15 protein-coding genes are annotated in these 17580 nt (G+C 69.7%); 4 read left to right on the plus strand and 11 right to left on the minus strand.

Going from position 1 to position 17580, the window contains the following annotated elements:
* Positions 1–36: 36 nt before the first annotated feature.
* From ASC92_RS05215 to ASC92_RS05240, 6 genes are all read right to left on the minus strand, one after another.
* A complete protein-coding gene (locus tag ASC92_RS05215) occupies positions 37–2643 on the minus strand; it encodes an FtsX-like permease family protein (protein WP_056511185.1) in 2607 nt (868 codons plus the stop codon).
* 104 nt (positions 2644–2747) lie between these two features.
* Positions 2748–3980: an RNA polymerase sigma factor gene (locus tag ASC92_RS05220; RefSeq protein WP_056511188.1), complete on the minus strand. Its 1233-nt coding sequence runs from the start codon at positions 3978–3980 to the stop codon at positions 2748–2750.
* The gene (locus ASC92_RS05225; RefSeq protein WP_056511191.1) at positions 3977–4342 is read right to left on the minus strand and encodes a YciI family protein; all 366 of its coding nucleotides are present in this window, start codon (positions 4340–4342) and stop codon (positions 3977–3979) included. The genes ASC92_RS05220 and ASC92_RS05225 overlap by 4 nt, the downstream gene beginning before the upstream one ends.
* Before the next feature lie 144 nt (positions 4343–4486).
* Complete coding sequence (locus tag ASC92_RS05230; RefSeq protein ID WP_056511196.1) at positions 4487–5848, minus strand: NAD(P)H-dependent oxidoreductase; 1362 nt, start codon at positions 5846–5848, stop codon at positions 4487–4489.
* 5 nt (positions 5849–5853) lie between these two features.
* Positions 5854–6729 carry a phytanoyl-CoA dioxygenase family protein gene (locus ASC92_RS05235; RefSeq protein ID WP_056511197.1) on the minus strand — a complete coding sequence of 292 codons (876 nt, stop codon included), beginning with the start codon at positions 6727–6729 and terminating at the stop codon, positions 5854–5856.
* Positions 6726–7439 carry a GntR family transcriptional regulator gene (locus ASC92_RS05240; protein ID WP_056511202.1) on the minus strand — a complete coding sequence of 238 codons (714 nt, stop codon included), beginning with the start codon at positions 7437–7439 and terminating at the stop codon, positions 6726–6728. The genes ASC92_RS05235 and ASC92_RS05240 overlap by 4 nt, the downstream gene beginning before the upstream one ends.
* 112 nt (positions 7440–7551) lie before the next feature.
* Between ASC92_RS05240 and ASC92_RS05245 the strand changes: the two genes are divergently transcribed.
* Complete coding sequence (locus tag ASC92_RS05245) at positions 7552–8514, plus strand: threo-3-hydroxy-L-aspartate ammonia-lyase (protein WP_056511208.1); 963 nt, start codon at positions 7552–7554, stop codon at positions 8512–8514.
* A 1-nt stretch (position 8515) separates the two neighbouring features.
* Here the strand turns inward: ASC92_RS05245 and ASC92_RS05250 are convergent, their stop codons facing one another.
* Genes ASC92_RS05250 through ASC92_RS05260 form a run of 3 tightly spaced genes read right to left on the minus strand, consistent with a single transcriptional unit; the run spans position 8516 to position 11150 of the window.
* On the minus strand, positions 8516–9169 hold the full coding sequence (locus tag ASC92_RS05250) for an ABC transporter ATP-binding protein (RefSeq protein ID WP_056511209.1): 654 nt from the start codon (positions 9167–9169) through the stop codon (positions 8516–8518).
* Positions 9166–10176, minus strand: a complete 1011-nt coding sequence (gene miaA, locus ASC92_RS05255) for a tRNA (adenosine(37)-N6)-dimethylallyltransferase MiaA (RefSeq protein ID WP_056511212.1) — start codon at positions 10174–10176, stop codon at positions 9166–9168. Before miaA ends, ASC92_RS05250 begins: the two co-directional genes overlap by 4 nt.
* A gap of 44 nt (positions 10177–10220) precedes the next feature.
* The gene (locus tag ASC92_RS05260) at positions 10221–11150 is read right to left on the minus strand and encodes an AraC family transcriptional regulator (RefSeq protein ID WP_056511214.1); all 930 of its coding nucleotides are present in this window, start codon (positions 11148–11150) and stop codon (positions 10221–10223) included.
* Positions 11151–11352: 202 nt separating this feature from the next.
* Between ASC92_RS05260 and ASC92_RS05265 the strand changes: the two genes are divergently transcribed.
* From ASC92_RS05265 to ASC92_RS05275, 3 genes are read left to right on the plus strand one after another with little or no spacing between them, the layout of a single operon-like run.
* Positions 11353–11712: a c-type cytochrome gene (locus tag ASC92_RS05265; RefSeq protein WP_321164575.1), complete on the plus strand. Its 360-nt coding sequence runs from the start codon at positions 11353–11355 to the stop codon at positions 11710–11712.
* A 43-nt stretch (positions 11713–11755) separates the two neighbouring features.
* A complete protein-coding gene (locus ASC92_RS05270) occupies positions 11756–12229 on the plus strand; it encodes a (2Fe-2S)-binding protein (RefSeq protein WP_056511219.1) in 474 nt (157 codons plus the stop codon).
* Between the two features lie 10 nt (positions 12230–12239).
* Positions 12240–14486 carry a xanthine dehydrogenase family protein molybdopterin-binding subunit gene (locus ASC92_RS05275; protein ID WP_056511224.1) on the plus strand — a complete coding sequence of 749 codons (2247 nt, stop codon included), beginning with the start codon at positions 12240–12242 and terminating at the stop codon, positions 14484–14486.
* A gap of 50 nt (positions 14487–14536) precedes the next feature.
* On the opposite strand, the gene ASC92_RS05280 is transcribed toward ASC92_RS05275, so the two are convergent.
* A complete protein-coding gene (locus ASC92_RS05280; RefSeq protein ID WP_414820392.1) occupies positions 14537–15487 on the minus strand; it encodes an alpha/beta hydrolase in 951 nt (316 codons plus the stop codon).
* A gap of 191 nt (positions 15488–15678) precedes the next feature.
* Positions 15679–17568 carry a DNA mismatch repair endonuclease MutL gene (gene mutL / locus ASC92_RS05285; RefSeq protein ID WP_056511230.1) on the minus strand — a complete coding sequence of 630 codons (1890 nt, stop codon included), beginning with the start codon at positions 17566–17568 and terminating at the stop codon, positions 15679–15681.
* Positions 17569–17580: the final 12 nt, after the last annotated feature.

Below are 17580 nucleotides of genomic sequence, written 5' to 3' on the forward strand. Positions count from 1 at the left end.
CAAGTCATGCCTGGTAGCGCCCATGGAGCGCCCGAGCTACCAGTCTTCCTTCACGGCCAGCACCACGTCCTTGCTGGCGGCGGCCCGTCCCGCCAGCCAGGCAGTGACGGTTCCCGCCACTACCACCGCGCCGCATAGCGTCAGCAGCCGCAGCCACGGCACCAGCAGGTCCATGCTCCAGTGGAAGCTCTGCGGGTTCACGACCTTCACGAGCACCACCGACACCGCCAGCCCCAGCCCCAGACCCGCGACGGCGCCGATGGCCGTCCAGGCCGCACCTTCGCCGGCCACCACCGCCAGCACCTGCCACCGCGTGAAGCCCAGGTGCGCGAGCAATCCGAATTCCTTGCGCCGCGCCAGCACCTGCGCGCTGAAGCTCGCGGCAATGCCGAACAGCCCGATGGCGATCGCCACCGCCTGCAGCCAGTAGGTCACCGCAAAGCTCCGGTCGAAGATGCGCAGCGAGGTCGCGCGGATCTGCCCCACCGATGCGATCTCGACCGACCCGGCCGACGAGCCGCCCTGGCGCGCCGCCAGCGCGCGCACCGCGGCCTGCACCTCGCCCTCCGGCGCACCGGGCGCCAGCCACAGCGCCACGTCGCTCACGTTGCGCTCGCCGGTGATGCGCTCGAAGTCCCGCGCATCCATCGTGATCGCGCCGAACTGCCGCGCATAGTCGCGCCACACGCCCGCCACGAAGAAGGCCTGCGCCTTTCCCGAGCCCGCCGGCATGCCCATCGCAGCCGACAGCGGCGTAAACACCGTGCCCGGCTTCGCGCCATACAGCTCCACCATCGGCTCGCTCACGTAGATGCCGATCTGCCCCTCGGGCACCGGCAGCGCGGCGCCGATCAGCGGCTGCGACTGCGTTGCGCCGCCTTCCAGGCTGCGCGCGATCAGCGTCACTGCGGGACGCGTTGCATCCAGCCGCAGCGATTGCGTGCGCAGCGTGCCGGTGCGCGCCACGCCGGGCAGTTGCGCCAACGACTGCACGAAGGCCGGTGAAAAGGTCGCTGTGTCTGTGCTGCTGCTGTTGCCGCTGTTGCCGCCGCGCCCGCCCGAGGTGGCACGCACATACAGGTCGGCCGGCAGCACCACGTCGAGCCAGTGCGTCACCGAATCGCGAAAGCTCGCGACCATCACCGTCAGCGCGACCGCCAGGCTCAGGCTCGCGACCACGCCGCTGACCGCCACCGCGGCCGTGCCGCGCATGCGGCGGGCGCGCTCGATGGCCAGCATCGGCAGCACGCGCTGCGCGAACATCGGCGCCACGCGGTCGTACAGCAGCGCGATCAGCCAGGGCAGCGCGGTGATGCCGCCCACCAGCAGGCAGGCCACCGACAGGTAGGCCGCCACCGGAATGCCGCCGATGGCCGGCACATTGGCCAGCACCGCGCCGAGCGCGATCAGCCCGAGCGCGAGCCAGTGGCTGTTGCCCTGCGCGGGCGCCGCGCCCAGGCCCTTGAGCGTCTGCGCCTCGGGCAGCGCCTGCGCCGCACGCGCGGGCCACCAGCCGCCGACCAGCGCGGCCAGCACGCCGAGCCCGCCGTACAGCAATGCCGCGCCAGCGCTCCAGTGCAGCGTGGGCGCCACGCCTTCGAAATACCCGCCACCGAGATCGCCGCCCAGGACGCGCAGCGCAAAAGCCGCGAGCGCCGTGCCCAGCGCAAGGCCGGCCACGCTGCCGATCAGGCCCAGCACCAGCGATTCGGCCAGCACCAGCCGCAGCCGCTCGCGCGGCGTCAGGCCCAGCACGCCGAGCAGCGCGAACTGCTGCGCACGCTTGGCCACGCTGAGCGCCAGCACCGAGAACACGAGGAACGCGCCCGTGAACAGCGCCACCAGCGCCAGCACCGTGAGGTTCACTCGATAGGCGCGCGACAGGTTGCTCACGCGCTCGGCCGCATCGCCGGGTTCGGCGAACTGCACGCCCGCGGGCCAGCCCGGCGACTGCTGCAGCGAGGCCATGAAGGCGGCCCTGTCGGTACCGGGCGCCAGCCGAAGATCGATGCGGTCGAGCCGGCCGATCTGGCCGAACAACTCCTGCGCGGCCCCAATGTCCATCACCGCGAGCGCCGAGCCGCTGGCGGCGACGTGGCCGGACACGTCGAGCCGCTGCCAGGCATCGCCGCTGCGCAGTTGCATCGTCTCCACGACGCCGCCGCCAGGCGCTTGCGTGGGCAGGCCCAGCGCGGTGCGCGCCGCGGTGTTGAGAAACACATGGCCCGGCGCGAACAGCGCGAAGCGATCGGCGCCGGCTGCGGCCTGAGGCATCAGCGCCGGAGCGATGGCCGGCAGCACCAGCGCATCGACGCCGATCACGCGCATCGGCACCTGTCGCCCGCTCGCCAGCGCCAGGCCCGGAAACTCGACCACCGGGCTCGCCAGCGCCACCTGCGGATGACGGGCCAGTCGCGCGAACACGGCCTCGTCGAAGCCGCCCTGCACGGCGCGCACTTCCAGGTCGGGCTGGCCGTTGACCGAGCGCACCGCGCTCGCGAACTCGTCGAGCGCCGACGCATTGATCAGCTGCACCGAGAAGGCCAGCGCCACGCCCAGCATCACCGCCAGCACGGCCGCCGCATTGCGCCAGGGGTGATGGCGGAGTTCCTGCCAGGAGAAAGTGGTGAGCAATGCGCGCATGGGTCGATTGTCGCGGCGAGCGCGGATCGAAGCGGCCGGTGCGCGAGACGGAGCCGGTGGCCGCGCCGCGGGAGTGGCGGCGGCGTTGATGAAGAGCCGGCCGCTCAGAGCCGGTCCGACATCGCATGCAGGTACGCGCGCACCACCGCGCTGGCGCTGAGCCCGATGGCCCGGTCATACGCCTGCCGCGCCGCCGCCCGTGCACCGCCAGCCGCGAGCAGATGGGCGCGCGCCGCCCAGAAGGGCTGGTAGTTCGTCACCTCGTTGGCTGCTATGGCATCGAGTGCCCGCAGGCCGGTTTCCGGTCCGCGTGCGTTGGCAAGTGCGCAGGCGCGGCTGACCTGCGCGCCGACGCTCGGCCGCAGCGCCAGCAGGCCCTCGTACAGGGCCACCAGTGTTTCGGGTGGCACCGGTGCGCCAGCGCGGCGCTCGCAGTGTGCCGACTGGATTGCCGCCTCCAGCTGGTAGGCGCCGAGCGACTGCATGGCGCAGGCAAGCCGCAGATGGTGTTCGGCTTGCGCGAGCAGTTCGTGGTTCCAGCGCGTGATGTCCTGCTGGTCGAGGGGCACATAGGCGCCGGCATCATTGCGGCGCGCCGCCGTGCGGGCCTCGCAGAACAGCATCAGCGCGAGCAGGCCGAGCGGCTCGGGCTCGTCCGGCATCAGGCTGCAGAGGATGCGGCAGAGGTCGATGGCTTCGGCCGTGAGGCCGCAGGGCAGGGCGTCGGCGCCGTCCACGTCGTCCCAGCCGGTGCCGTAGGCGGCGTAGATGCCGTCGAGCACGTCCTGCAGCCGCTGCGGCAGGTCGCGCGCTTGCGGATATTCGAAGGGAATGCCGGCCGCGCGGATGCGGGCCTTGGCGCGCACCAACCGCTGGCCGAGCGTGGCCGGCGCGGTGAGGAAGGCGCCGGCCATGCGCGCGGCGTCGAGCCCGAGCACGGTCTGCAGCATCAGCGGTGCGCGCGCGGCCGCGTCGATGGCCGGATGCGCGCACACGAAGAGCAGGCGCAGCCGCTCGTCGGGCACGGCCGCGCCGTCGGTGGTGCCTTCGTCGACCTCGCCGGCCAGCAGCATCAGGCTTTGCGTGGCCGCATCCTGCACGCGGGTGTGGCGCCAGGCGTCGAGCTTGCGGTGCCGCGCCACGCTCAGCAGCCACGCATCGGGCTGCGCGGGAATGCCATCGACCGGCCAGCGCTCGAGTGCCCGCGCGAAGGCGTCGGCCAATGCGTCTTCCGACGCGGCGATGTCGTGCGTGCGCGCCGACAGGATGGCCAGCAGCCGCCCGTACGAATCGCGCACCGCACGCTCGGCGGCCTGGCGAGCCGCCGGCTCATTCATGCTGTGGCTACGGCCGTGGCCATGAAGACGGGGCGGATCTCCACTCCGCCACTGGTCGCGCAAGGCGCACGGGCCGCCCATTCGAGTGCGGCGTCGATGTCGGGCACGTCGACCACGAAGTAGCCGCCGAGCTGCTCCTTGGTGTCGGCGAAGGGGCCGTCCTGCACCTGGCGCTTGTCGCCGCGCACGCGCAGCGTGGTGCCGGTCATGGGCGGGAAAAGGCCGTGGCCGCCGAGCGAAATGCCGGCCTGGCGCACGGCGTCGGCATACGCGACCCAACTGGCCCGGTAGGCCTGCGAGGACGCATCGTCGCGTTGTTCGAATTCGGCCGCGGGCTGATAAAACATCAACATGTACTGCATGGTGTCTCTCCGTCATGGAAAAGGTTGTTGAGCAAGATCGCTCACCACAATGACGGCCCGCCGGCGGTCATTTCGACACGGGTAACGTGCCGAGCAGAAGATTTTTTACGCGATCGCCGCTTGGCGCAATGCTTCGTCGCTCCTTCAGGCCGCCCTGGCCCGCACCGAAGGCGCGAACATCGCCTCCATCTCGCCGCGCAGCTTGTAGGCCGCGGTCGTCGTGTCGATCGCCACGTCGGCCCAGCTCAGGCTCTGGCCCTTCTTCACCGGGCGCACCAGCTTGACGTTGTGCGCCAGCCCGAGCGGCAGGCCGCCCAGGCGCAGCGAACGCTCCGCCGGCAGCAGCTTGCCCCAGACCGTGTAGCCGCCTTCGCCGTCGAGCATCTCGCCCGCCGCGAGGTCGCGCTTGGCGGTGGCGACCACGTCGGCGTTCCAGCAGGTGGCGACGCCAGTGGGTTCGCCGCGCAGCGCCACGCTGGCCACCGACATGCCGACTTCGAGCCCGATCAGGTGCCAGCGCTTGTAAAGCGTGAAGTAGCGCCCGCTGGGGTCGGTGTGAGCGTTGTATTCCTCGAAGCAGTTCCTGATGTAGTCGCTCTCGGCCTCGACCGTGACCCACACGCCCATGCGGATGTCGTACGGGATCTTGCGGCCATCGGCTTCGAGCGAGGAAACGACCTCGACCATGCCCTTGCGCTCCAGCACGCCGCCCTCGCTCTTCGGCCGCGTGACGAACGGAATGTCTTCCACGCTCGCGGGCGGATAGAGCAGCCCGTCCGAAGGCACGGTGAGGCCGGTGGCGTTGGCGACTGCCGAGCTTTCGATGGAAGGCTTGGAGCCGTCGAGAAAGCTGTTGAACATCTTCGGGTTGAGACCGCCGCGCTTTGCCTGCTCGGGCGTGAGGCCGTAGTTGCCCCACACGGTCTCGGGCGTCGATTCGGTGAAGTGCGGCAGCCACTTGTGGCCGCGCCCGGCCGCCACCACCGGAAAGCCGCAGGTGCGCGCCCAGTCGACCAGGTCGCAGATCAGCGCGGGCTGGTCGCCGAAGGCCAGCGAATAGATCACGCCGGCCTGCCGTGCCTTGTGAGCGAGCAGCGGCCCGCAGAAGGCGTCGGCCTCGACCGTCACGTTGACCACATGCTTGCCGTGCGCGAAGGCGTCGAGGCAGTGGTCCACCGCCGCGATGGGGTTGCCCGTGCACTCGACCACGATGTCGATCGAGGGTTCGCGCGTCACGGCCTGCCAGTCGTCGGTGATCCAGGTGGTGCCGTGCTTCAGCGCCTCCTGCACCGAGGCTGCGGCGGCACGCTCGGCCTTCCAGCCCACGCGTTCGAGATTGACGCGGGCCGCGTAGGGCGAAAGGTCGGCGATGGCGACCAGCTGGACGCCGGGCGTGCGCGGAATCTGCGCGAGGTACATCGCGCCGAACTTGCCGGCGCCGATCAGGCCGATGCGGATGGGGCGGCCTTCGGCGGCGCGCTGTTGCAGGCGGGTGTGCAGGCTCATGTCGTTCAGGCCTCCATGGTGTCGAGCACGTCGAGCGAGGTGCGCAATGCGCTCTCGGGCAGGCCGTTCTTCCACGGCACCTCGACCGGGTAGGGCTTCAGCAGGCAGTCGTCGGGCAGCATCTCGATGGGCGTGAAGTTCCGGTGCGCGATGAACTCGGGCCGCTTGTGGCGCCGGATGTGGTTGCTGACCGCGCACAGGCTCAGGTACACCGCCACGCGGTTGAAGGGCGAGAGGTTGCTGCCCGATGCATGCACCAGGCAGCTGTGGAACAGGATCATCGAACCGGCCGGCCCCTTGGGCGAGACGATGCCGCCGTGCCTGCCGCCCGCGCGGTCGACCAGTTGGCGGATCAGGTCGTTGTCCACGGTCCACAGCGGGTAGCTCGTGGTCGTGAGGTCATGCTTCGCATCGACCACGCCCTTGCGGTGGCTGCCCGGAATGAACATCAGCGGGCCGTTGTGCTCGTTCACCTCGTCCAGAAAGATCGCGACGTTCATCGCGCGCTCGGTGGGCATGAGGTCGTCGTTGAGCCAGGTGCCGTAGTCCTGGTGCCACTGCCACACGTCGCCCTCGAAAGCCATCTTGCCGTTGATCTTGAACTGGTGCATGTAGACCTCTTCGTCGAAGAGATCGCTCACCGGGCCGACCATGCGCGGGTGGCGCGCAAGCCGGGCGAAGGGCTCGCTGATGAGGTGCGCGGCGAAGTTCGTGCGCACGGCGTCGGAGCCTTTCTCGCGCACGTTGAAGGCTTCGCGCTTGCTGTAGAGATCGGGCACCGCGTCTGTCAGCACCTTGGTTTCTTCAGCCGAGAAATGGCCGGGAAAGAACAGATAGCCGTCGCGCTCGAATTGCGCGCGTTGCTCGGGGGTCAGCTTCATGCCTTGTTTCCTTTTTTCTGCGGGGTGGTCGGGGTGGTGGTTGCGGCGCGCGCCAGTTGCTGCGCGAGCCGTTCGCTCAATGCCTCGCTGGCCCGCGAGACGTGTTCTTCGCTCAGGCGCGCCGCGCGATCGGCGTTGCCGGCGGCGATGGCGTTGGCGATGGCCTCGTGCTCGTCCCACAGCGTTTCGCGCTGCGGCTCGGCCTGCAGCACCGCACCCATCGCGCGGCGCAGGTGGCGCCAGTGCGGGGCGGCGCTCTGGCCGATCAGCGGGTTGCCCGAGGCCTCGTAGATGGCCTGGTGAAAGGCCACGTCCGCATCGATCATGGCTTCGACGTTGCGCCCGCGCGCGGCGCGCCGTCCGCGCTCGATGAGCTTCGGGTCGATGCGAAAGCGCTGGCGCGCCGCGAGCCGTGCGGCCAGCACGTCGAGCGCGCCACGCACCTGATAGACCTGGCGCATCGCCTCGGCTTCGAGCGGCGTCACCAGCACGCCGCGGCCGGGCGCATCGCGCACGAAGCCGTCTTTCTTGAGCAGCCGCAGCGCCTGGAGCACGGGCTGGCGAGACACCGAGAGGCGTTGTGCGATGTCTTCCTGCGTGATGCGCTCGCCCGGCGCGAGCGTGCCGCCGCTGATGGCGCCGAGCAGGGCGCGGTAGACCTGGTCGACGAGATCGGGAGTGGCTTCGATGCTGAGGAGCTGGGCGGGCATGGCGGCTTTCTTTGAACTCTGTATACAGAGTACCGAAATTGCACGAGCGTGCGTCCCGGGTTTTTACCCATCGGGGCTGCAAAAAAACACGAGCCCCCGCTAAGCTCGCCCCATGCAACTACCTACCTACGACGACGTCATCGCCGCGGCCGCGCGGCTCGAAGGCCATGCCCACCGCACGCCGGTGCTGCGCTCGGCCACCGCCAATGAACGCTGGGGCGCCGAGTTCTTCTTCAAGTGCGAGAACTTCCAGCGCATGGGCGCGTTCAAGTTTCGCGGCGCGTTCAACGCGCTGTCGAAGTTCGATGCCGCGCAGCGCAAGGGCGGCGTGATCGCGTTCTCGTCGGGCAACCATGCGCAGGCCATCGCGCTGTCGGCGCGCCTGCTGTCGATGCCGGCGGTGATCGTCATGCCCAAGGACGCACCCGCCGCCAAGGTCGCCGCCACCAAGGGCTACGGTGCCGAAGTGGTGATGTACGACCGCTTCACCGAAGACCGCGAGGCGCTGACGAAGCGGCTCGCGCAGGAGCGCGGCATGACGATGATCCCGCCCTACGACCATCCCGACGTGCTCACGGGGCAGGGCACGGCGGTGAAGGAACTGATCGAGGAAACGGGCCCGCTCGACCACCTGTTTGTATGCCTGGGCGGCGGCGGGCTGCTGTCGGGTTCGGCGCTGTCGGCGCGCGCGCTGGCGCCGGACTGCAAGGTCTATGGCGTCGAGCCCGAGGCAGGCAACGACGGCCAGCAGTCGTTCCGCGCGGGGAAGATCGTGCACATCGAAACGCCGAAGACCATCGCCGACGGCGCGCAGACGCAGCACCTGGGCGAGTACACCTTCGGCATCATCCGCCGCGACGTGGACGACATCTTCACCGTCACCGACGGGCAGCTCGTCGATGCGATGCGCTTCTTCGCCGAGCGCATGAAGATGGTGGTGGAGCCGACCGGCTGCCTCGCTTTTGCAGGCGCTATTGCGGCGGGCAAAGCGATTGCCGGCCAGCGCGTGGGCATCGTCGTCAGCGGCGGCAACGTCGACTTGTCGCGCTACGCCGCGCTGATCGCACCGCAGTAGTTCAGGCGCGGATTCCGCCGGCCGTCAGGTGCAGCAGGCGGTCGGCCCGGGCCGCTGCGCTCTCTGAATGCGTCACCAGAACCAGCGACGCACCGTGCTCGCGCGTCTGGCCGATCAGCAGCTCCATCACCTTCGCGGCGGTGGACGGATCGAGGTTGCCCGTGGGCTCGTCGGCCAGCAGCAGGGCGGGGCGGTGCACCAGCGCGCGCGCAATCGCCACGCGCTGCAGCTGGCCGCCCGACAGCGTCTGCGGCAGCCGCGCGCCCATGCCGGGCAGGCCGACCGATTCGAGCATGTGGTCGACGCGGCCGTCGTCCTTCTGCTGCTGGCCCAGCAGCATCAGCGGCAGCGACACGTTCTGCGCCACATCGAGGTGCGGCAGCACATGAAAGGCTTGGAACACGAAGCCGACGTGCCTCCGCCGCCAGAGCGCGCAGGCTTCGCCGTCGAGCGCGCCGATGTCGGTGCCGTCGTGCGTCACCGTGCCCTGGTCCCAGCTGTCGAGGCCGGCCATGCAGTTGAGCAGCGTCGACTTGCCGACGCCCGACTCGCCCACGACGGCGACGAACTCGCCCGGCTCGACGGCGAGCGTCACGTTCTCGAAGACCGGCGCATCGCCGTAGTGCTTGCCGAGGTTGGTAATGCGCAGCGTCATCCGGGGCTTGTGGTCTTTGCAATCAGTTGAACGGCGGTCTGCACCGCGTCGGGGGCATCGCAGGCGATCACGGTGCGCTGCGGCATGCTGCGCAGCCAGGTGATCTGCCGCTTGGCAAGCTGGCGCGTGGCGGCGATGCCGCGCTCGCGCAGCTCGGCCATGGCCTTGGTGGAGGGCGCCGCGTTGCCGCAGGCAACGAGCGTTTCCCACGCCTGCCGGTAGCCGACGCAGCGCATCGAGGGCAGCTCGGTAGACAGGTCGCCGCGCGCGCGCAGCGCCTTCACCTCGTCGAGAAAGCCGGCTGCCAGCATCGCGTCGAAACGCTCGGCGATGCGCGCGTGCAGCCAGGCGCGGTCGGTCGGCTCGAGGGAGAACAGCACGCCGCCTTCGACGGCCTTGGCGGTCTTGTTGTCGCTCGCATGAAAGCTCGACAGCGGCCGGCCGCTGCTCTCCCACACTTCGAGTGCGCGCTGGATGCGCTGGCTGTCCTGCGGCGCGAGCCGTGCGGCCGTGACCGGGTCGACCTGCGCGAGCCGCGCGTGCATGGCCGGCCAGCCGAGCGTGGCGGCCTCCGCATCGATGCGCGCACGCACCGCTGCATCGGCCGCGGGCATGGCGTCGATGCCGTCGAACAGCGCCTTGAAGTACAGCATGGTGCCGCCCACCAGCAGCGGCAACGCGCCGCGCGCGCGGATCACATCGATGAGCCGCGTCGCGTCGGCCACGAAAGCGGCGGCGCTGTAGCTTTCGCGCGCATCGAGGATGTCGATCAGGTGGTGCGGCACAGCGGCCTGCTCGGCCGCGGTGGGCTTGGCGGTGCCGATGTCCATGCCGCGGTAGACCAGCGCCGAGTCGACGCTGACGATCTCGACCGGCTGCTGCCGGGCCACGGCCAGGGCCACGGCGGTCTTGCCGGAGGCGGTGGGGCCGGCGAGCGCGATGTAGCGCGGGGGAACGAAGGAAGCGGGGGCAGGCGCGGCGCCTGCCGGTGCGAAGCTGGGGGGCATGCGTCGAGGGTAGCAAATGGCGCTGCCGTCCGGCAGCGCAGCGTTCAAGCGACGATGGTCGCGTCCCGCATCCGCCGGATGTCGCGCAGCGGCGGCGCACCGAAGAGGCGCGCGTATTCGCGGCTGAACTGCGAGGCGCTTTCGTAGCCCACGCGCCCGCCCGCCGTGCCCGCGTCGATGCCCTGGTTCAGCATCAGCTGCCGGGCTTCCTGCAGGCGCAGCTGCTTGAGGTACTGCATTGGGCTCATGCCGGTCACAGCCCGGAAATGTTCGCGGAAGGTCGACGGGCTCATGTGCGCGGACGCGGCCAGGTCGTCCGCCAGCAGGGGCTTGGTGAAGTTCATCTTGAGCCACGCCAGGCTCTGCGCCACCTGCTGGCTCGGCGAGCCCACAGTCACGAGGCGCTGCAGTTGCGGGCCGTGGCGCCCGGCGAGCAGCCGCACGACGATTTCCTTTTGCAGCAATGGCACGAGCTGGGGAACGAGTCGGGGCTCGGCCAGCAGTTCGACGAGGCGCGTGACGGTGCCGAGCAGCGTCGGGTCGAGCGCGCCCAGCGACAGTGCGCGATGGTTGTGGGGCTCCTTGGCGGGCAGGGGCAATGCCATCTCGGTCGCCACCTGCACGACGGCGCGCGCATCGAGCTTGAGCATGAGGCCCAGAAAAGGCTGCGCCGCACTGGCGCGGGTGACGTGCGCCACGACGGGGAGGTCGGCCGTGATGAGCAGCGATTGCCCGGCGCCGTATTCGAAGATCTCCTCGCCGAGCGCCGCGCGCTTCTGTCCGCCGACCGTGATCCCCAGGCCGAAGCCGTAGATGCAATGCAGGGGTTCGGTCGCGGCACTGCGACGGTGCAGCGAGAGTTCGGGAATGGCGGTGGCGTGGTCGCCGTCGTTTCCGGCAATGCGCCCGACGGCCGCGGCCAAGGCCCGAAGGACGGCCGATTCGTCTTGCTGCGTCGGCGGTAGCGCTTCCATCTGAATCCTTTCGGCTGCTTGCGCAAAAGTCTAGCCGGGGCATTCTGTACCACAGGCGTTTCCAGCGCAGTCTCGTTGTTTCAGGCAAGAACGCGCGCGGATTGGGCAAGTGGCGGCGGGCGCTTCGTCGGACACTGGCCCCCGTGGTGTCCTGCCGCGCGTGGCGCGAGGACCGCTCCCGACCCACACGATGAAAGAAGAAATGACCCACGACGAACGCAACCCGCTTCGCGGCATGGACCGCATCTCCGCCTCGCTCGTTGCGGCGCTGGCCATCGGCGTGAGTGCCGCGTGGCCTGCCCATGCTGTCGCCAGTACCGCACTGGCGCAGAAGTATTCATGCGTCGCATGCCACCAGCCCGCGACCAAGGTGGTGGGCCCGTCCTGGAAAGACATCGGCGCCAAATACGGCGACGGCAAGGGCACGGCCGCACAGCTGGCCGCAAGCATCAAGGCCGGCAGCTCGGGCAAGTGGGGCTCGATGCCGATGCCGCCACAGGCCCAGGTTCCCGATGCCGACCTGCAGTCGCTTGCCCAGTGGCTGCTCGACGGCGCCAAGTGAATAAGACCCCGATCATTTCAACCCACCCACGGAGAAAAAGAACATGAGTGCGCTCCACGTCAATGGCCGTGAACACACGGTCGATGCCGATCCCGGCACCCCCATCCTCTGGGCCCTGCGCGACACGCTGGGCATGACCGGCACCAAGTTCGGCTGCGGCGCCGCGCTGTGCGGCGCCTGTACCGTGCACATGGACGGCCAGGCCATCCGCTCGTGCATCACGCCCATTGCCGCGGCCGAAGGCAAGAAGATCACCACCATCGAGGCCGCCACCGACGGCAGCGACAAGGTTGGCGCCGCGGTGCACGCCGCCTGGGTGCGGCACGACGTCGCGCAGTGCGGCTACTGCCAGAGCGGCCAGATCATGAGCGCGACCGCGTTCCTGAAGTCGCTCCCCGCGGGCAAGCAGCCCAGTGCCGACGAGATCGACTCGGCCATGGCCGGCAACATCTGCCGCTGCGGCACCTATGCGCGCATCCGCGCCGCCGTGGCCGATGCGGCCCGAACCCTCGCCTGAAGGAGTCCTCATGCTGCCCTCCATCGACTACCACGACCTGCCGCGCGCCCTGCAGCGCCTGATGGCCCAGGCTTCGGCCGAAGAGCCCGCCACGCTGCCCCGCCGCAGCTTCCTCAAGATGGCCGGCGCCGGCGGCCTTGTGCTCGGCGCCTTTCCTCACTTGGCCATGGCGCAGGCCGACGGCGCAAAGCCGGCGGCCGGCGGCCTCAAGCCGACGCAGCAGCCCTCGGCCTTCGTGCAGATCGCGCCCAGCGGCGAAGTCACGGTGACCATCAACCGGCTCGAATTCGGCCAGGGCGTGCAGACCGGCCTGCCGATGATCCTGGCCGAGGAGCTGGACGCCGACTGGGCGCTGGTGCGCAGCCGCAACGGCACGAACGATGCGGCATACGCAGACCCGCTGTTCGGCATGCACCTGACCGGCGGCTCCAATTCGATCAAGAACAGCTTCACGCAGTACCGCGAACTCGGCGCCCGCGCCCGCGCGATGCTGCTGTCGGCCGCGGCGGCGCGCTGGAAGGTCGACGTGGCCACGCTGCGCACGCAGGCCGGCACGGTGCTGGGCCCGGGCGGCCGCAAGCTCGGCTACGGCGAGCTGGCCGAGGCGGCGATGGCGCAGCCGGTGCCCGAGAAGGTCGTGCTGAAGGACCCCAAGAATTTCCGCATCATCGGCCGCGCAACCACGCGCCTGGACGCAAGTGCGAAGAGCAGCGGGAAGCAGGACTTCGGCATCGACGTGCGGCTGCCGGGTCAGCTCACGGCCGTGGTGGCGCATCCGCCCGTGTTCGGCGCCCGCCTGGCTTCGGTGGACGACAGTGCTGCGCGCGCCGTCAAGGGCGTGAAGGCGGTGGTGCGCATTCCGCTGGACCGCGGTGCCGAAGGCGTGGCCGTGGTGGCCGACGGCTACTGGCCGGCCAAGCTGGGCCGCGACGCGCTGAAGCTGCAATGGGACACGGCCGCCGTGGAAAAGGTGGACAGCGACAAGCAGCTGGCCCAGTACCGCGAAATGGCCGGCCGGCCCGGCAGCCGCAAGTTCGACGCCGACATGGCCCCGCTGGCCACCGCGCCGCACAAGCTGGAAGCCGAGTTCGTGTTCCCGTACCTCGCGCATGCGCCGATGGAGCCGCTGAACTGCACTGTGAAGCTGTCGAACGGGCGCGCCGAACTGTGGGTCGGCACCCAGAGCGCCGATCTCGACGGCATGGCCGCGGCACGCACGCTGAAGCTCGAACCTGCGCAGGTGAAGGTGAACGTGCAGATGGCGGGCGGCGGCTTCGGCCGGCGCTTCGTGGGCTCGAGCGACTTCGTGGTCGAGGCCTGCGAGATCGCCAAGGCCACGCGCGCGGCGGGCCTCGACGCGCCCGTGCGCCTGCTGTGGAGCCGCGAGGACGACATCAAGGGCGGCTACTACCGGCCCATGCACCTGCACCGCGCGCGCATCGGTTTCGACGAGCGCGGCAAGATCCTGGCGTGGGACCACGTCATCGTGGGCCAGTCCATCACCTCGGGCACGGTGTTCGCCGGGATGATGGTGAAGGACCGCATCGACGCCACCGCCGTCGAGGGCATGCGCGATCCGTACCCCGTGCCGATGCGCCTCACGGTGCACCATCCGCAGGTCAACGTGCCGGTGCTGTGGTGGCGCAGCGTGGGCTCCACCCACACCGCCTTCGTGATGGAGACGCTCGTCGACGAGATCGCCCGCAGCACGAAGCAGGACCCGGTGGCCTACCGCATGCAGCTGTTCGGCGACAAGCACCCGCGCCATCGCGCCGCGCTGCAGCTGGCCGTCGACAAGAGCGGCTACGGCAAGAAGAAGCTGGCGGACGGCCGTGCCTGGGGCGTGGCGGTGCACGAGTCTTTCGAGTCGGTGGTGGCCTACGTGGTGGAAGCCTCGGTCAAGGACGGCCAGCCGGTGCTGCACCGCGTGACCAGCGGCGTGCACTGCAACCTGGCCGTCAACCCGCGCAGTGTGGAAGCGCAGGTGCAGGGCGCAGCGGTGATGGGGCTGTCGACCTGCCTGCAAGGCAGCGCGATCACGCTGAAGGACGGTGTCGTGCAGCAGGGCAACTTCGGCGACTTCACCGTGGCCCGCATCACCCAGGTGCCGGAGTTCGACATCCACATCGTGCCCAGCGCCGATGCACCCAAGGGGATGGGGGAGCCTGGCCTGCCGCCGCTGGCACCCGCTTTCGCCAATGCCGTCGCGCAGCTGACGGGCAAGCCTTTGCGGCAGCTGCCTTTCAACCTGGCTTGATACGGGATTGCGTTCGAAAGGGTTTGTCTTTTCGAACGCAGCCCGGGCAGCTAGATCGCCGCGGGCACGCTGCTCGCGCGCGCCTCACCGTGCGCGTCCTGCGGCGCCAGCGAAGGCGGCGACAGCTTCGGCTGGTTGCGCGCCACCATGCCTTCGGGCTTCATGCGGAACAGCTGTGTCAGCGCCGCGCGGTACTGCGCCTCGCCGACCGAATTGGTGTTGTGGTGCGAGCCGCCTTCGACCAGCACGAACAGCTTGGGCACGGTGGCCGCGTCGTAGAGCTTGCGGCCCAGCGTGGGGTTGATCAGGCTGTCGGCCGTGCCATGCACCACCAGCAGCGGCGCGCCGATGTCCTTGACGGTGTTGATGGCCTCGAAGCGCTGCGTAATGAACGGGCCGAAGGGCAGCCAGCCCCACTTGAAGCTGCTCGCCACGTCGGCGATCGAGGTGAAGGTGCTCTCGACGATGGTGCCGCTCTCGTCGTTCACGTGCGCCGCCAGGTCGATGCCGATGGCGCCGCCCAGCGAGTGGCCGAAGATGTAGCGATGCTGCCGGGGATGGCGCGCGGCCAGCCAGGTCCAGGCGGCCCGGGCGTCCTCGCGGGCCGATTCTTCAGAGGGCAGGCCCTTGGAGCTCTTGCCGAAGCCGCGGTAGTCGATGGCCAGCACCGAGAAGCCCAGCTCGTGCATGCGCTGGATGCGCGGCGCCGAACCGGCCACGTTGTAGCGGGCGCCGTGCAGGTACAGCAGCACGGGCGTGTCCGTGGTTTCGGGCGCGCTGCCCAGCCACAGGCCGTGCAGGCGAGCGGGCTCACCGGTGGTGGGCGACTGGAAATCGATCCACACGTCTTCCATGCCCTTGGCCATGGTGGCGGTGTTGCCCCAGCTGCTGTCGCTGGGCTGGAAGATCCATTCGCGCTGCTGCTGGTCGAGCGTCGAGCAACCGGCGGCCAGCAGGGCACACAGCGAGAGGGCAGACGCGAGGAGGGTCCAGCGTTTCATCATGGGGTTGAAGGACAGCGAAGCCGGCTGAAAAGTTCATCTGCTTTCACCGAGGTGCGCCGACACTGCACTTTGGTAACCCCCCGAAACAACGCTCGCTGGCGCCTTGACGAACCTATGCAACGTACGTGCCCACAATTCCGATGACGGCGGAAAACCCTAGAAAAAAGGCTTAAAAAGCGCTGATCTGCCTATCGGCCGCGCATGAACAGCGAATCGAGCTCGCGAACCGACAGCTGGCGCCAGGTCGGCCGGCCGTGGTTGCACTGGTCCGAACGTTCTGTTGCTTCCATTTGGCGTAACAGTGCGTTCATCTCGTCGATGGTGAGCTTTCGGTTGGCCCGCACCGCCCCGTGGCAGGCCATGGTGGACAGCAGTTCGTTCTGGGCGCGCTGCACCACGGTGCTCGCGTCGTGCTGGCCCAGCTCGGCCAGCACGCTGCGCGCCAGTTCTACCGGATCGCCGTCGGCCAACGTTCCGGGCACGGCACGCACCGCGAGGGTGCGCGCCGAGAAGGGGGTGATTTCCAGGCCCAGCGTGGGCAGCACCTCGGCGCAGGCCTCGGCGGTGGCCACTTCCTGTGGCGTGGCGGCGAAGGTGGCCGGGATCAGCAGCGGCTGGCTGGCGATGGCCGCGCCGTCGAGCTGGGTCTTCAGCCGCTCGTAGACGATGCGCTCGTGCGCCGCGTGCATGTCGACGATCACGAGGCCCTGGCTGTTCTCGGCCAGGATGTAGATGCCCTGCAGCTGCGCCAGCGCACGGCCCAGTGGCCATGCCTCCTCCTCGGTGGCGAGAGGGGCGGTGTCTGCGTCCACGGGCAGCCCTGCGGGTGCCGGGAACGTCGTCGGCACCGCACTGACCGAAGGCCAGAGGTGCGAGGCGGTGGGCTCCGCCGCATGCGCCAACTGCTCGCTGCGCCTGGGCCACATGGCCTCGAAGTCGCCGGCGCCGCGTTCCCGCGCCGTGAAATTGATGGCGGGCTGCGCCCAGCTGGCGTTCGACGGCAGAGGGGCCTGCTTGAAGAACGGCTGCGGCGCGCCCGGGGCCGCTACGGCGTCGCCCGCGCGCGGAGCCGCCAGCGCGTCCTCGATGGCGTGGCGCACCGCCTGGTGCACCTCGCGCCCGTCGCGAAAGCGCACCTCGATCTTGGTCGGATGCACGTTCACGTCGACGCGCGCCGGATCGATTTCGAGGTACAGCGCATAGATCGGCTGGCGTTGTCCGTGCAGCACGTCTTCGTACGCGCTGCGCACCGCGTGCGACAGCACCTTGTCGCGCACGAAGCGGCCGTTGACGTAGAAGAACTGCTGGTCGCCGCGCGAGCGCGCCGCATCGGGAATGCCGGCGCGGCCGATCACGCGCACCGGGCCGCCTTCACGCTCGACGGCCACGCTCTGCGCCACGAAATCGTCGCTCAGTGCGTCCGCCAGCCGCTGCTCGCGCGTGGTGGCGGCGCGCCACTGCTCGACCAGCTTGCCGTCATGCCAGACCGAAAAGCCCACCTCGGGCCGTGCCAGCGCGTGGCGGCGCACCGCCTCGATGCAATGGGCCAGCTCGGTGGCGTCGGTCTTCAGGAACTTGCGGCGCGCGGGAGTTGCGAAGAACAGCTCGCGCACCTCGACCGTGGTGCCGGTGGAGCGGGCCACGGGCCGCAATTCGCCGGTGCGGCCGTCGAGCGCGAAGGCGCCCTCGGAACCGGCGAAGCGCGACAGGATGCTGAGTTCGGCGATCGCGTTGATGGCGGCCAGCGCTTCGCCTCGGAATCCCATGGTGCCGACTGTTTCGAGGTCGTTGAGGCTCGCGATCTTGCTGGTCGCGTGGCGGCGCAGGGCCACCGTGAGTTCCTCGCGCGGTATGCCCAGGCCGTCGTCCTCGACCGAGATCAGCCGCACGCCGCCCGAGGCCAGCCGCACCGTGATCTGGCCGGCTCCCGCGTCGAGCGCGTTGTCCAGCAGCTCGCGCACCACCGAGGCGGGGCGCTCGACGACTTCGCCGGCGGCGATCTGGCTGATCAGCTCGTCGGGGAGTTCGCGGATCGGGCGGCGTTCGGTGGGGGAGATGGAAGTGGGGAGGGCGCTCACCGGGGCATTCTA

The organism is Variovorax sp. Root411 (assembly GCF_001425205.1).
Taxonomy (GTDB): Bacteria; Pseudomonadota; Gammaproteobacteria; order Burkholderiales; family Burkholderiaceae_C; genus Variovorax.

Coding starts and splice junctions, on each gene's coding strand:
- ASC92_RS05270 (WP_056511219.1), top strand. CDS start 11,756: ATGAGTGCGCTCCACGTCAATGGCCGTGAACACACGGTCGATGCCGAT.
- ASC92_RS05250 (WP_056511209.1), bottom strand. CDS start 9,169: ATGACGCTGCGCATTACCAACCTCGGCAAGCACTACGGCGATGCGCCG.
- ASC92_RS05280 (WP_414820392.1), bottom strand. CDS start 15,487: ATGAAACGCTGGACCCTCCTCGCGTCTGCCCTCTCGCTGTGTGCCCTG.
- ASC92_RS05215 (WP_056511185.1), bottom strand. CDS start 2,643: ATGCGCGCATTGCTCACCACTTTCTCCTGGCAGGAACTCCGCCATCAC.
- ASC92_RS05220 (WP_056511188.1), bottom strand. CDS start 3,980: ATGAATGAGCCGGCGGCTCGCCAGGCCGCCGAGCGTGCGGTGCGCGAT.
- ASC92_RS05230 (WP_056511196.1), bottom strand. CDS start 5,848: ATGAGCCTGCACACCCGCCTGCAACAGCGCGCCGCCGAAGGCCGCCCC.
- ASC92_RS05265 (WP_321164575.1), top strand. CDS start 11,353: ATGACCCACGACGAACGCAACCCGCTTCGCGGCATGGACCGCATCTCC.
- miaA (WP_056511212.1), bottom strand. CDS start 10,176: ATGCCCCCCAGCTTCGCACCGGCAGGCGCCGCGCCTGCCCCCGCTTCC.
- ASC92_RS05245 (WP_056511208.1), top strand. CDS start 7,552: ATGCAACTACCTACCTACGACGACGTCATCGCCGCGGCCGCGCGGCTC.
- ASC92_RS05225 (WP_056511191.1), bottom strand. CDS start 4,342: ATGCAGTACATGTTGATGTTTTATCAGCCCGCGGCCGAATTCGAACAA.
- ASC92_RS05235 (WP_056511197.1), bottom strand. CDS start 6,729: ATGAAGCTGACCCCCGAGCAACGCGCGCAATTCGAGCGCGACGGCTAT.
- ASC92_RS05275 (WP_056511224.1), top strand. CDS start 12,240: ATGCTGCCCTCCATCGACTACCACGACCTGCCGCGCGCCCTGCAGCGC.
- ASC92_RS05260 (WP_056511214.1), bottom strand. CDS start 11,150: ATGGAAGCGCTACCGCCGACGCAGCAAGACGAATCGGCCGTCCTTCGG.
- ASC92_RS05240 (WP_056511202.1), bottom strand. CDS start 7,439: ATGCCCGCCCAGCTCCTCAGCATCGAAGCCACTCCCGATCTCGTCGAC.